At 38.9% G+C, this 13,683-nt stretch carries 14 protein-coding genes and 2 tRNA genes; 10 read left to right on the forward strand and 6 right to left on the reverse strand.

All coding sequences use genetic code 11. The features are described from left to right. The first annotated feature begins 63 nt into the window (after positions 1 to 63). The 4 genes from V6C27_03990 to surE all read left to right on the forward strand — a co-directional run bounded on the left by V6C27_03990 (position 64) and on the right by surE (position 2,260). A complete protein-coding gene (locus V6C27_03990) occupies positions 64 to 627 on the forward strand; it encodes a DUF366 family protein (GenBank protein ID MEG6615588.1) in 564 nt (187 codons plus the stop codon). Positions 628 to 716: 89 nt separating this feature from the next. After that, on the forward strand, positions 717 to 1,286 hold the full coding sequence (gene folE, locus V6C27_03995; protein MEG6615589.1) for a GTP cyclohydrolase I FolE: 570 nt from the start codon (positions 717 to 719) through the stop codon (positions 1,284 to 1,286). Positions 1,287 to 1,313: 27 nt separating this feature from the next. After that, positions 1,314 to 1,493, forward strand: a complete 180-nt coding sequence (locus V6C27_04000; GenBank protein MEG6615590.1) for a YpmA family protein — start codon at positions 1,314 to 1,316, stop codon at positions 1,491 to 1,493. An 8-nt stretch (positions 1,494 to 1,501) separates the two neighbouring features. Next, positions 1,502 to 2,260: a 5'/3'-nucleotidase SurE gene (gene surE, locus V6C27_04005; protein ID MEG6615591.1), complete on the forward strand. Its 759-nt coding sequence runs from the start codon at positions 1,502 to 1,504 to the stop codon at positions 2,258 to 2,260. A 50-nt stretch (positions 2,261 to 2,310) separates the two neighbouring features. On the opposite strand, the gene V6C27_04010 is transcribed toward surE, so the two are convergent. Together V6C27_04010 and spoVB are read right to left on the reverse strand one after the other, a co-directional pair. After that, the gene (locus V6C27_04010; protein ID MEG6615592.1) at positions 2,311 to 2,532 is read right to left on the reverse strand and encodes an alpha/beta-type small acid-soluble spore protein; all 222 of its coding nucleotides are present in this window, start codon (positions 2,530 to 2,532) and stop codon (positions 2,311 to 2,313) included. Between the two features lie 68 nt (positions 2,533 to 2,600). Then, the gene (gene spoVB / locus V6C27_04015; GenBank protein ID MEG6615593.1) at positions 2,601 to 4,166 is read right to left on the reverse strand and encodes a stage V sporulation protein B; all 1,566 of its coding nucleotides are present in this window, start codon (positions 4,164 to 4,166) and stop codon (positions 2,601 to 2,603) included. A gap of 308 nt (positions 4,167 to 4,474) precedes the next feature. Between spoVB and fusA the strand changes: the two genes are divergently transcribed. After that, on the forward strand, positions 4,475 to 6,499 hold the full coding sequence (fusA, locus tag V6C27_04020; protein ID MEG6615594.1) for an elongation factor G: 2,025 nt from the start codon (positions 4,475 to 4,477) through the stop codon (positions 6,497 to 6,499). Positions 6,500 to 6,548: 49 nt separating this feature from the next. Here fusA and V6C27_04025 read toward each other — a convergent pair whose 3' ends face one another. The 4 genes from V6C27_04025 to V6C27_04040 form a co-directional block, all read right to left on the reverse strand. After that, a complete protein-coding gene (locus V6C27_04025) occupies positions 6,549 to 6,728 on the reverse strand; it encodes a hypothetical protein (GenBank protein MEG6615595.1) in 180 nt (59 codons plus the stop codon). Positions 6,729 to 6,738: 10 nt separating this feature from the next. Continuing rightward, on the reverse strand, positions 6,739 to 6,867 hold the full coding sequence (locus V6C27_04030) for a hypothetical protein (GenBank protein ID MEG6615596.1): 129 nt from the start codon (positions 6,865 to 6,867) through the stop codon (positions 6,739 to 6,741). A 137-nt stretch (positions 6,868 to 7,004) separates the two neighbouring features. After that, positions 7,005 to 7,080 (reverse strand) — tRNA-Trp (locus V6C27_04035). 355 nt (positions 7,081 to 7,435) lie between these two features. Next, positions 7,436 to 7,511 (reverse strand) — tRNA-Trp (locus V6C27_04040). A gap of 130 nt (positions 7,512 to 7,641) precedes the next feature. Between V6C27_04040 and V6C27_04045 the strand changes: the two genes are divergently transcribed. From V6C27_04045 to V6C27_04065, 5 genes are all read left to right on the forward strand, one after another. Further along, complete coding sequence (locus V6C27_04045) at positions 7,642 to 8,583, forward strand: D-alanine--D-alanine ligase (GenBank protein MEG6615597.1); 942 nt, start codon at positions 7,642 to 7,644, stop codon at positions 8,581 to 8,583. A gap of 173 nt (positions 8,584 to 8,756) precedes the next feature. After that, entirely contained in the window at positions 8,757 to 8,954 is a 198-nt protein-coding gene (locus tag V6C27_04050) for a hypothetical protein (GenBank protein ID MEG6615598.1), read from the forward strand. Positions 8,955 to 9,043: 89 nt separating this feature from the next. Next, the gene (locus tag V6C27_04055) at positions 9,044 to 11,791 is read left to right on the forward strand and encodes a UPF0182 family protein (protein MEG6615599.1); all 2,748 of its coding nucleotides are present in this window, start codon (positions 9,044 to 9,046) and stop codon (positions 11,789 to 11,791) included. Between the two features lie 229 nt (positions 11,792 to 12,020). After that, positions 12,021 to 12,299, forward strand: coding sequence for a late competence development ComFB family protein (locus V6C27_04060; GenBank protein ID MEG6615600.1), 279 nt, complete (start codon positions 12,021 to 12,023; stop codon positions 12,297 to 12,299). 196 nt (positions 12,300 to 12,495) lie between these two features. Beyond that, a complete protein-coding gene (locus V6C27_04065) occupies positions 12,496 to 13,659 on the forward strand; it encodes a glycosyltransferase family 4 protein (GenBank protein ID MEG6615601.1) in 1,164 nt (387 codons plus the stop codon). The last annotated feature ends 24 nt before the right edge of the window (positions 13,660 to 13,683 follow it).

Below are 13,683 nucleotides of genomic sequence, written 5' to 3' on the forward strand. Positions count from 1 at the left end.
TTTTTTTGCATGAAGGTTAATTGTTTTGCAGAATAAATTATCAATCCATTTGGAGGTATAATAATGATTGCCAAATTTGTAGATAGTGTTAAGCAATATGACGGAACACAACTGTGTTCGCTATGGGCCTTTAGAAATTTTGGCCTTCAGGGGGACAGCATTGTTAGTTTTAGAGGCCGATGCCATGTGCAAATTGATCATATGGTTGATTTGGCCGATGTGAGAGCAAATGATAGTATTTATAGTGAAGATATGCTACATTTTATAGTAGAACATTTTGATATGGATTTAGAAAAAACAGTTACACGGCAGCGATTATTAATTGCTATAATTAAAGAAGTGCTGGAAGATCTTACGGGTTGTCGACTGAAGCGTAACGGAGATGATCTATATTTAAACGATGCTAAACTATCCGTTTCTATTGCCACCCTAAGTCCAGTATCCACTGTGATTCATACTGGGATAAATATTTCATCTAACAATACACCGGTACCTACTGTAAGTATAACGGATCTTGGTTGGCCAGAAAATCGCAGTGCAGAATTAGCTGACAAAATTGGGCAGCGTTATGCTAATGAAATAGAGAGCATTAGGCTAGCCCGCTGCAAAGTTCGCGGAGTGCAATGATTTGTATACATCATAGCCCCCAATATTATTGCAACTGGATGCTATGACATACAAGGACTTATATTATGTAACCATAAGGGGGACAATGTATGAGTGAAAAATTCGATGAGGAAAAAATAAAAACCGCCGTCGGTATGATTTTGGAAGCCATTGGCGAAGACCCGGAACGCGAAGGTTTGCTTGAAACACCGGCAAGGGTAGCCCGAATGTATCGGGAATGTTTTAGTGGTCTCCATGAGAACCCAATGGCACATTTGGAAAAAATATTTTCTGAGGACCATGAAGAAATGGTATTGGTAAGGGATATACCGATGTATTCAATGTGCGAACATCATTTACTTCCATTTTTTGGAAAAACACATGTGGCTTATATCCCTCGCAATGGCAATGTAACTGGTTTGTCTAAATTAGCGCGGGTGGTGGAAGGATATGCCCGGAGGCCACAACTTCAGGAACGTTTAACTAAACAAATAGCCGATGGGATTATGGAAAAATTAAACCCCTTCGGCGTGGTGGTGGTGGTGGAAGCAGAACATATGTGTATGACCATGCGCGGTGTTCGAAAACCGGGAGCTAAAACGGTAACATCGGCTGTTAGAGGACTTTTTCAAAGGAATCTAGCCAGCAGACAAGAAGCATTTTCGCTTATACTTAGATAATAATCACTGGGAAGGAGGATAATAACCATGGGTACAGGGGAAAAAAGAGAGCCGAAGTTGGAACTAATTGCACATAAGTCATTCTCCAATTACGATGAGATGTATCGAGTGGTGGACTTTTTAAACCGAACATTAAAAGATAAAAATTTAATTTTTGGATTAACCAAAAGTGATGATACTATCACCATTAATATATACGAAACTTAGGAGGTAGCATGCGATTTTTAGTATCAAATGATGATGGCATACAAGCGCCTGGAATTAATGCGCTGCGGAAAGCCCTTGAGCAAATCGGTGATGTCACTGTGGTGGCACCAGATAGAGAACGAAGTGCCACTGGTCACGGTATTACTGTTTATCGACCCCTGCGGGCTAAGAAAGTTGAGTATCAAAACAGTAACAGTATAGGTTATGCGGTGGATGGAACCCCGGCTGACTGTGTTAAATTAGGGTTAGAGACTTTGTTAAAGGCACCACCGGATTTGGTTATTTCTGGAATTAATTTAGGTCCCAACCTAGGCACTGATGTGCTATATTCTGGTACAGTGTCGGCGGCATATGAAGGGGTTATCAATGGGGTTCCGGCAATTGCGGTCTCGTTAAACACTTGGACCAATCCTAACTTCGATATGGCTGCTAAGTTTATCATGGAATATGTACCCCATGTGCTAAAACACAAGTTACCACAGGGTATATTATTAAACATCAACGTTCCCCATATTGAAGAACCTAAGGGCGTAAGAATAACTAGACTAGGCAATAGGCGATATATTAACGTATTTGATAAGCGCACAGACCCTCGGGGACGAACCTATTACTGGATGGCTGGGGAACCGGAAAACCTTGATGAAAATGATCCCACCACCGATGCCAACGCAGTAAAAGAAGGGTATGTAGCCGTCACGCCCATAGAAATCGATGTCACCAATTACGACTTTATGAAGGAATTGCAAACTTGGGCCATTAACAAGTAAGCAATGCAGCCTGTCGAACTGAGGATAGGCTGCATTACTTATATTAATAACTATTTTTTATTCATTAAAGCCTCCTCGGCCTGTCGAACCAGTACTTTTACCATATTACCCCCCATTTTTCCTCCCACCCGGCCACAGTCTCTGGAAGATGTTCCACCCCAACCACGTTTTTCAACAATGGGAGCAACTCCAATTTCATTAGCAACTTCATATTTAAGATCTCTCAATACTGTGCGGGGCAATAATTTTTCTTGATCGGTAAATTGTGCCATTCCAAAATCCCTCCTTTGGATATGTTTAGGTGTAGTATGGCGCAATTAAGGTATAACATATTACTAAATTAATTTGGTTTTTTGGGGATAATTTTATAAATCATTTTATTTATTCTTTCAACATCCTGGGGTGAAACTCCCCCCATTAAAAATAGTGCCGCTAGGTAGATTGCCATACCACTAAATATTGAACCAAATGTTGTCATCACCAGAGATCCGCTGATGGTAAAAATAGCTTGTTTAGTTAATAGCACTACAAAACCCATTATTAGGGCAGATGTTAGCGGTTTAATAATTGAAGCAATAAAATACATCCGAAATCCAATTAGTTTTTTTAAATCAATGTAGTTAAGTAAGGCGTAGATGATGCAATAAATTGACATTACTGCAGCTGTACCTTTGATGCCCAAGCTAGGAATGCTGGTTAAGTAATAAATGCCAATTATTTTAAAGGAAGAGGCTATCAACATATTCTTAAACGGCCGTACTGCTTCACCCATTCCCTGTAAAATACCAGTGGTTGTTTGACAAAAATATAAAAAACTACCTCCCAGTGCCAGAATAGCTAAACTGGTGCCAGCTTCTCGATAGCCGAAAAGTAGACCACATAACTCATGGGGCAGTAACAAAAATAGTACAATGCAGGGTAACCCTGCAATGTTGGTTAACCTGATGGCCTCTGATGTTCTGGCTTGTACTAGTTTTAAATTATTTTGCGCTAGTGCATCTGATACTGCCGGTATCAATGCTGTGGCCAAAGCGGTGGTGATAATGGCTGGGGTGAGCAGTAATGTTTGGGCTATACCGACAAATTGTCCATACATAGAAGTGGCGTCAGTTAATGATACTCCGCTAATAATTAGTCGTTGGGGAATAATAATGGCTTCTATGCTCATGATAGCAGTGGAAATAAATCGCGTTAACGTCACTGGTATTCCTAAGTAAAATATATTTTTTAAAGATACACCCAGAGGTTTTATTGTGCCAATTTGTTTTGGGCATGGTCTTGAACGAAAAAAGATTATAAGCATGGTTATACACCCGGTAATTTCACCCAAAACTACCCCCAGTGACATACCGATGGCTGCATATTCAATTCCTTGGGGTAGCAGTAAATAGGCGATGACTAATCCAGCACCTACTCTGACCAATTGTTCCAGTATTTGGGTAACTGCGGTGGGTGTCATTTGCTGTAAACCCTGAAAAAAACCTCTAAAGGCCGAACACATTGATACCACAAAAATACCCGGTATGAGAGCCAAAAAACTATAATAGACCTTAGGGTTAGGAAAGTAGTGAGCCATTAAGAAAGGTGTAGACAAATATAGACCAACGGTTACCGCAGTGGCGGTAATGATTAGTATTGACAGACAAATATAAAAAATGCGGTATGCCCCCCGCATATTACCTTTAGCTACCTCTTCGGCAACTAATTTGGCTATTGCTAGGGGAATCCCTAAAGTTGATAGCACCATTGCCATTATGTACACTGGATAAACCATATTAAAAAGCCCTACCCCTTCGGGCTTAATTAAACGAATAACAACCATTTGGTAGCCAAAACCAATGATGCGATTGAACAAACTAGCTATAAATAGAATCATTGCTCCATAAATAAAAGATTGCTTTTTCATGCCATACCTCTCGCCCCAAAAATATCGTATAACATGTCTATGCATTTGCTTTTACACCTATGAAGCAAAATTTGTGTGAAAAAAATAAATTATTATTTATTATTACAAGGATATTTACAATGGCTTGTAGAATATATCACATACTTATTAAAGTTTGATTAGCTAATGTTAATTTTTCTTAACATCGCTTTTAATGAATATAATTTAATTATGTACATAAACAATAAAAATGGTAATAATATAACAAAAGTTACTAAATTAGGAAACAATTAAATAAATATAATCAGATATAGAAAGGGGTCATAGCATTGAAGAACTATTCTACAGACAAAATTCGGAATATTGCAATTGTAGGACATGGTGGTAATGGCAAGACATCACTGGTTGAAACAATGGTATTCAACACCGGATTGACTTCTAGAATGGGCAGAGTTGAAGACGGTAACACTGTGGCAGATTACCATCCTGAAGAACAGCAGCGCCAGTCAACGGTTCATACCAGTTTAGTGCCTATCGAGTGGAATAATGTCAAGTTAAATGTTTTAGACACACCAGGTTTTTCGGACTTCATATCTGATGTTAAAGCGTCAGCTAAAGTGGCAGATAGCAATTTATTTGTCCTTTCCGCTGTGGATGGCGTACAAGTACAGCATGAGTTGATTTGGAAACTGGCAAAAAAGGCCGAAATGCCAAGATTTGTTTTTATCAATAAGATGGATAGGGAAAATGCCAGTTTTAATAAATTAATAGATGAGTTAAATACAAAGTGCCCGGGAAATTTTGTGCCAGTGGTTATTCCCATCGGTGAAGCTTTAAATTTTAAAGGAGTCGTTGATGTATTAAGCGGGCAAGCCTATGAATACGGTAATGATGGCAAACCTAAGGCCATAGAAGTACCGGAAAGCGTGCAGGATTTATTGGCAGAGTATCGAGAAATGTTGATAGAAGCTGCAGCTGAAGGCGATGACGATTTGACAATGAAATACTTAGAAGGTGAAGAACTTACACCGGAAGAAATTAGGTTAGGTTTAAAAAAATCTATTGCCGCTGCTAAAGTGGTGCCAGTGTTGTGTGGTTCTGCTATAAAAAATATAGCAGTTACAACGCTTTGTGACTTTATGGCCGAATTTGCACCGGCACCTAAATATGAGGACGGCCCACTGGCTGCCTTAGTATTTAAGACCATATCTGACCCCTATGTAGGTCGAATGAACTTTGTGCGGGTATTTAGAGGGTCTTTAAAAGCAGATAATGTTGTTTTTAATGTTAATAAAGAAAAGCAAGAAAAACTAGGACAGGTATTATATCTACGTGGCAAACAATCTGAACCCACCACTGAAGTACCATGTGGCGATCTTGCCGTAGTGGTCAAACTTACCGAAACAGTTTCTGGCGACACCCTTTGTGATAAAGAAAAACCAGAGGCATTGGGTGGCATTGAATTCCCATCACCAAACTACACCATTGCAATAGCTCCTAAGAGTAAAAACGACGAAGATAAGCTAGGCGACGCGATGCACAAGCTTCTGGATGAAGATCCTACCTTAAGCATAGAAAAGAACACCGCAACTAAACAAACCCTGTTAACTGGTATGGGTGAAGCACATCTAAATATCATTATTAGTAAACTAAAGAACCGCTATGGCGTAGACGTAGTCACAGAGGAACCTAAAGTACCATATCGGGAAACAATTCGCTCAAAAGTTCAAGTTGAAGGCAAGCATAAGAAACAGTCCGGTGGTCGCGGTCAGTATGGTCACGTCTGGATACGCTTTGAACCTTATGCCGATGGAGATTTTGAGTTTGCAGAGGAGATATTTGGTGGAGCTGTACCCCGAAATTATTTCCCTGCTGTAGAAAAGGGTTTGCGAGAAGCAATGCTTGAAGGTGCGCTGGCGGGATTCCCCACTGTAGGCATAAAGGCTACCCTTTACGATGGTTCATACCACAACGTAGACTCGTCAGAAATGGCATTTAAAATTGCGGCCTCTTTAGCCTTTAAAAAGGCAGTACCCCAAGCAAAGCCCGTTTTGTTAGAACCAATTATGTATGTTGAAGTTACCGTTCCGGATGAATTTATGGGTGACATTATCGGAGACTTTAACACCAAGCGAGGACGGGTTTTAGGTACAGACCAAGGGGAGGAAGGCACTATTATCAAGGCCCATGTGCCCCAAGCTGAGATGTTTAAGTATGCTAACGATCTAAAATCCATGACCCAAGGTCGCGGCCAATTTAGAATGGAATTTTATAACTATGAAGAGGTGCCAGCTAATTTAACAGAAAAAATTATCGCCAAAGCAAAGGAAGAGAAGGAAGCTGTTTTCAAATAGTATTTATAAAAGCGACAGAGGTTTTAAAAAACTTCTGTCGCTTTTCATTTTAACCTTTATAATCTCTGATTGTTTTCTCTGGTGTATGCTCAGCAGCAAATTCAGTCAATTCGCGGCTGATTTCACCACACTCACAATTAGCACAGTTTTCTGCGGTATTAATTGGAGAGATTAATGGTTCACCAACGCGGTATTTGTGTTTTCCTTTGAGTAAATTATGCTTTTTCATGTTCTCTCAACTAAAATTGTGGTTCTTTGTTAGGTTGTTGTTTCAGATTTTGCTTTTGTTGCATTTTCTGTTGAGGGCTTAATTCTTGAGCAAACTCAAATTGTTGATTTTGTTTCTTTTGTCTCTTTTGCTTTTTCATATTTTTAGTTCCCCCTTAAATTAAGTATTTTGCAACCCGCAATATTATTTTGGCCTGATTATAAAAACAAATACTATCAAAAATCAGGTATTTTTGGCAAAAAAATAAAAGACTTGATTAATCAAGTCCTTTACAGCTGGCAGGGGAGACAGGACTCGAACCTGCAACACCCGGTTTTGGAGACCGGTGCTCTACCAATTGAGCTACTCCCCTATAAATATATTAGTTTTGTTCGCAAGTGATATTATAGCCTAAAAGATGTTAATAGTAAATAGTTTGTTATAAATTATTTTTCAAATTAACACTAATTGTTTGGTTCTAACATCAATTAATGATGAATATTAATACTGCATATAGGTTGGACAAGTAGATAATTTTAAGGAGGAATGTATATGTTCAAATTAATAAAACGTTTGTTGCGTTGTCGTATTGTGATGATAAATTTTGAAGAAAAAAATACCGCTCGTTCAGAACTACTTCAACCGAGAGTATACTACCGCAAAAAGTACAAAATGTCATAACGTAAAAGGTCCTGGTTTTTAACCAGGACCTTTATATTGTTAACCACTGGCAGGGGAGACAGGACTTGAACCCGCAACACCCGGTTTTGGAGACCGGTGCTCTACCAATTGAGCTACTCCCCTACAAATGTTTTTTGACACAAAATAAATTATAAACCATACTACAGCTTTAGTCAATGCTAAATAATGTTTGTTAAGGTATTTGATCCTAGCCCAGGAATATAATAAAATAAAACCTATTGGAGGTGTGTTTATGACCCTGAAAATAGGCGTCTTATATGGTGGAAAATCCACTGAAAGAGAGGTATCGCTTAAAAGCGGAGAAGCGGTATATCAGGGATTAAAACTCAGCGGATACCAAGTGGTAAAAATAGATGTGGCCGCAGCAGATTTTGTAGATATCATCAAAAAAGAACAAATAGGCCTTGCTTTTCTAGCATTACATGGGAAATATGGTGAAGATGGTACTATCCAAGGATTGTTGGAAATGTTGGGCATTCCTTATACAGGACCAGGCGTTATGGCCAGTGCAATAGCCATGAATAAAATAGTAACCAAAAAATTGCTTACTGCTGATAACATTCCTACCCCTGACTTTTTGACTTTTGATCAAGCCACCATCAACCAAATGGGGATGGAACAGGTATGTAACGAAATTATCGGTAGGTTGTCATTACCGGTGGTAATTAAAGCACCAACCCAAGGATCCACCATAGGGATCTCGTTTGTAAAAAATAAGGAAGCCTTACCCAACGCCATTGAGGAATCCTTTAAATATGACAAAGAAATTATGGCTGAAAAGTTTATCACCGGCACAGAGGTGACCGTCACAGTCATTGGCAATGATAAGTTACAAGTTTTACCCCAAATTGAGATTACCTCTGCCACTGGGGTATATGACTATCATGCCAAATATACTGTGGGTATGAGCGATCACATCATTCCACCGAGATTGCCCCAAAAATGCATAGAGCTAACTGCGGATTTGGCATTAAAGACATATCGCACCATAGGTTGTCAGGGTTTAAGCAGAGTAGATTTCATAGTGACCCCAGATGACAAAGTTTATGTTTTAGAAGTGAATACCTTGCCGGGAATGACAGAAACCAGTTTGGTTCCGGATTCTGCCCGGGCAGCTGGAATTGAGTTCCCTAAACTGTTGAGCATGTTGGTTGAACTTGCTCTAGAGAAATAATCTGATTAATGCACAGCCCAACATCGGTGTAATAGCAGGATGTTGGGTTGTTTTTTATATAGCTCTAAGCAATAGACCAAGCTTTTCTAAAAAATTTAAAATATTCAGCAGGAAAAGCCTAATAAATAAAGAAAAATGTTACATATGTTTATATGTCTATAGGGGGGATTAAAATGGCGGATCGTTGTATGATTTGTGGCAAATTAATTGTAAATGAACCTGAAGAACCAGAAAAAAATGATTTGTGGGATGATGAAGATGACTTTATTCCCAAACCAAAGAAAAGCACTTCATCAATTTGTCAATTGTGCCAAGCTAAATTAAGAAAGGAAGCGGATGATGTTGTTCAGGGGCCCAAAAAACCAATGTAAGTTAATAAATTTCCTAAAGCCTTAAAATAATGTGGTATAAATTATTTATTTTGGCAAAAATACCTAATAAGGCTTAGGAGGTTGATTTTATGCGCAATAAGCGATTTATTTTTTTAGCCATAGTAATTTTAATATTGAGTATGTCTTACTGGTTAGCTGGATTATACACCGATTGGTTGTGGTTCTCCTCCCTTGAATACCAATCGGTTTTCCTCAAAATAATTTTAAGTGAAGCGGGATTGCGATTAGTCACCGGATTAGTATTTTTCATCTTTATATTGCTGAACCTATTGGCCACTCGCAAACCACTATTAGAGGCAGTAGAGAAATTTCAATTAAAACGCCGGCAAATATTTGATGATAACTTAATAGTGATTAATCCCCAGGCTGACCAATGGGTAGGCATGATAAATAAGCGGTCTGTTGGTTTAGTATTTATTGTTACCAGTATTTTATTGGCTATATTTACAAGCGGCGCCTATAGTGGTGATTGGATAACGCTACAAAAATTTTTAAATAATGGCACATTTAACATCAGCGATCCTATTTTTAATAACGACGTGGGATTCTATGTATTTCAGTTGCCATTTTACGAATTTGTTTTGTCCTTCTTAATGTGGACAACGGTAATGTCTATATTGGCAGTTGGTGCGGTTTATCTCATAGCCGAAGCGTTGCCCAATAACGGTCGGTTTGCCATGTTTAAATCCGATAAAGCGAGATTTCATGTGGCAGTTTTAGGTGCGATCTTCTTTCTATTCAAAGCAGTGGATTTTTACTTAGATCAATACGATTTACTTTTCTCCAGCCGTGGAGTGGTATATGGACTTGGGTACACCGATGCTCAAGTATCATTATTGGCTTTAAAAGTGTTGGCTGTTTTATCACTGGTTACTTCTTTGATAATATTGATAAATATTTTTGTTCGCCGTTTCAACATTATAATGTACAGCGTCATTGGACTAATTGTGGCGTCTGTTGTGTTAAATGGTATATTGCCCTATGTTACCGAACGGTTTGTTGTACTACCGAACCAGTTTAATAAGGAAGAACCATATATCGCCAATAATATTGAGTTTACCCGTATGGCATATAATCTAAATAAGATTGAAACTGCTGATTATCCAGCTGGAAGAGTACTTACAGCCCAAGACATCCAGGAAAATAGAGAAATCGTTGATAATATTAGGCTGTGGGACTGGCAACCATTACAACAAACCTATGCTCAGTTACAAGAAATGAGATTGTACTACGATTTTTCTGATATTGACGTTGATCGTTATGTAATTGACGGCCAATACAGACAAGTGATGTTGGCACCTAGGGAATTAAATCAAAATCAATTACCAACCCAAGCCCAGACTTGGGTAAACCAAAGATTAATTTACACCCATGGCTACGGAGTGGCCATCAGCCCGGTAAACGAAGTAACCGGTGAAGGTTTGCCAAATTTCTTTATTAAAGACATTCCTCCCACAGGTGTAAAGGATATTCCGATAGAGCGTCCGGAAATATATTTTGGTGAAGAGGCCAGCCAGTATGTAATTGTAAATACTGACACTAAGGAATTTGACTATCCAAAGGGAGATCAAAACGTATACAGCACCTATCAAGCCGATGCCGGTATAAAGCTAGATTCAATCGTTAAAAGGTTGCTTTTTGCCTATACTTTATCAGATTACAAACTATTGTTTACCAGTGACATCACAGACCAAAGCCAAATACTGATGTATAGGAATATTCGGGAACGGGTGCCGAAAATTGCCCCATTTTTGTCCTATGATGATGATCCTTATATTGTGGTTTCCAATGGTAAACTGTATTGGATGTGGGATGCTTATACCACCACCGATCGCTATCCATATTCAGAACCATTTCAAAATACCGGTGAAAACTATATACGCAACTCGGTAAAAATTGTTATAGATGCTTACACCGGACAGCTGAATTTTTATATTGCAGATGCTGAGGATCCATTAATTAAAGCATATAGCAAAATATTTCCTAATATGTTCCAATCCCTTGATCAAATGCCTGAGGGTCTAAGGGCTCATATTAGGTATCCCATTGATCTATTTGAAGTGCAGGCAAATATGTATACCAATTATCATATGGAAAACACCCAAGTCTTTTATAACAAAGAGGATAGATGGGAATTACCCACCGAGATTTTTGCTGGTGAAGAAGTAAAACTAGAGCCTTATTTCACTATCATCAAACTGCCAGATTCGAATAAATTGGAATTTGTTCAAATATTACCCTTTACGCCCACTAATAAAAAGAACATGATTGCATGGCTGGCGGGCCGATCTGATGGTGAGAACTATGGCAAATTGCTGGTTTATGAATTTCCGAAACAAGAGTTGGTATATGGCCCTATGCAAATTGAGGCTAGAATTGACCAAGATACCACTATTTCACAACAGTTAACTCTATGGAACCAAAAGGGGTCATCGGCTATGAGAGGTAATCTATTGGTGATACCGATCAAAGATTCAATTCTTTATGTGGAGCCCCTTTACCTACAATCAGAGCAAAGTAGTATGCCCGAGTTGCGCAGGGTTATAGTGGCCCATGGTGATCGAGTGGTGATGGAACCAACGCTAGATTTGGCCTTGGAGAGAATTTTTGGTGACGGAACTAAGAAAGAACAGCCGGGCGATGGACAACAACCGCCACCAGATCAAGTGGTCAGCATACCGGATTTGGCTAGGGAAGCAGCCCAGTTATATAATCAGGCTCAAGAGCGGTTGCAGAGTGGTGATTGGTCAGGTTATGGTGAAGCACAACAAAGGCTAAAAGAGACACTGGATCGTCTAGTGGAACAGTCAAACTAGTAAAAAGGGCTGTTGCATAATTTTGCAATAGCCCCTTTTTGTATGTGCGCCCGGCATGGGCATTATCTATAGGGTGAAAGTCCCGAACGGTACGTACGGTGGTGTGAGAGGACGGGAGTTAATCGCTCCCTGCTACTCGATTAAAGGATAATAATGGTTAATATTTTAGTTTAATTATAATATAATGTTGGTATATAATAGTAAATAAATTAGATTAGAGGGATTTATTATGTTAAAAAATTACACTGAAATCGCCACATTGCAGCTGTTGGATTATGTTTTGGATAATTACAAAAAAACCCACCCCAATCTTTGTGACTGTGAGCGTTGTAGACAAGACATAATGGCCATTGCCCTTAATCACTTGCCGCCGCACTATGTTGTTACAGATACCGGAAAGGTTATTACTCAAATTTCCTTTGACCATTTTGGAGGCAAAGCCCAGGTGATATCACAAATAGTCAATGCTGTAGAAATAGTGATGAACAACCCCAGGCATGAAAAATAACATCCAATATCGATCTACAATCCATAGATAATAAAACCACCTCCAAATACATGTTTAAGGATATGTAAGAGGTGGTTTTATGTTGTCTAGCTGGTCCGTTGTCAGCGTAAATTAAATCATTGGTAGAGTATGGTATATTATCAGTAGGATTAGGAGATTATTCTAATAGGTAATTGTAAGCAAAGGAGGAGTATTAATGAAAATCGCTATGTTTTCTGACAGCTATCACCCCTATACCAGTGGAGTGGTCAGATCTGTAGAAACCTTTACACATGAACTAACCGAGATGGGCCATGAGGTTTTTATTTTTGCTCCTAACTATCCCAATTGTGAACAGGAAAAGGGGGTTTACCGTTTCTTTTCTATTCCATCTCCCACAAATAAGGAATTTACACTGGCAGTTCCGTTTTCATTAAGTCTATGGACTAAAATAAAGCAACTGCAGCTAGATGTTATACACGTTCATTCCCCATTTTTGCTAGGCAGATTAGGTGCCCGCTGGGCGCATCGCTTGGATATTCCATTGGTTTTTACCTATCATACTCTTTATGACAAGTATGTACACTACGTCCCCTTAGGGCAAAATATTACTAAAGGTATTACTCAGCGGGTCACCATCGACTTTTGCAATCAATGCCATAAGGTGGTGGTGCCGACGGCGGTAATAGCGGATTATTTAAAAGAAAACGGAGTTAATGTCCCAACAGAAGTGGTGCCCACAGGCATCGATATTGATGAATTTAGGAGGGCAGACAAACAATGGTTAAGAAATAAATACAATATTCCAGCGGATTATAAGGTGCTTTTATTTGTGGGTAGATTAGGTTTAGAGAAAAATATTAATTTTATATTAAAAAGTTACCAAGAAGTAGTTCAATACTATCCGCAGACAGTGTTGGTGATAGTGGGAAGCGGGCCAGAGGAAGAAAACTTAAAAACTATAGTTAATCAAAGTGGTCTGAACAATAAAGTAATCTTTACTGGAAAGCTCTCTAAGGAAGATACAGTGAAATGTTATGCCGGTTCAAATATCTTTGTCTTTGCCTCAGTAACAGAAACCCAGGGTTTAGTGCTGGCTGAAGCCAAGGCTGCTGGTTTACCGGTGGTGGCCGTCGATGCATTTGGTGTATCGGAAATGGTTACCAATGGCAAAGATGGTTATCTATGTCCTTTAGATGTCAACATATTTACTAACAGTTTAAAAAGCATCCTTAGTAATGGGCCATTATGTCAAGTTATGGCCGAACATGCGTTGAAAAACGCCGAACAACTTTCCGCAAAGCAATGTGCAAAAAGACTAGAAAGGGTGTATTATAAATTACTACCTGATTATCAACTGCAAAGCAAACTCCATGGTTAGTGACTAGATTTAATGATCAAAACC

Source organism: Peptococcaceae bacterium 1198_IL3148 (assembly GCA_036763105.1).
In the GTDB taxonomy this organism is placed as follows: Bacteria; Bacillota; Desulfotomaculia; order Desulfotomaculales; family Desulfohalotomaculaceae; genus JBAIYS01.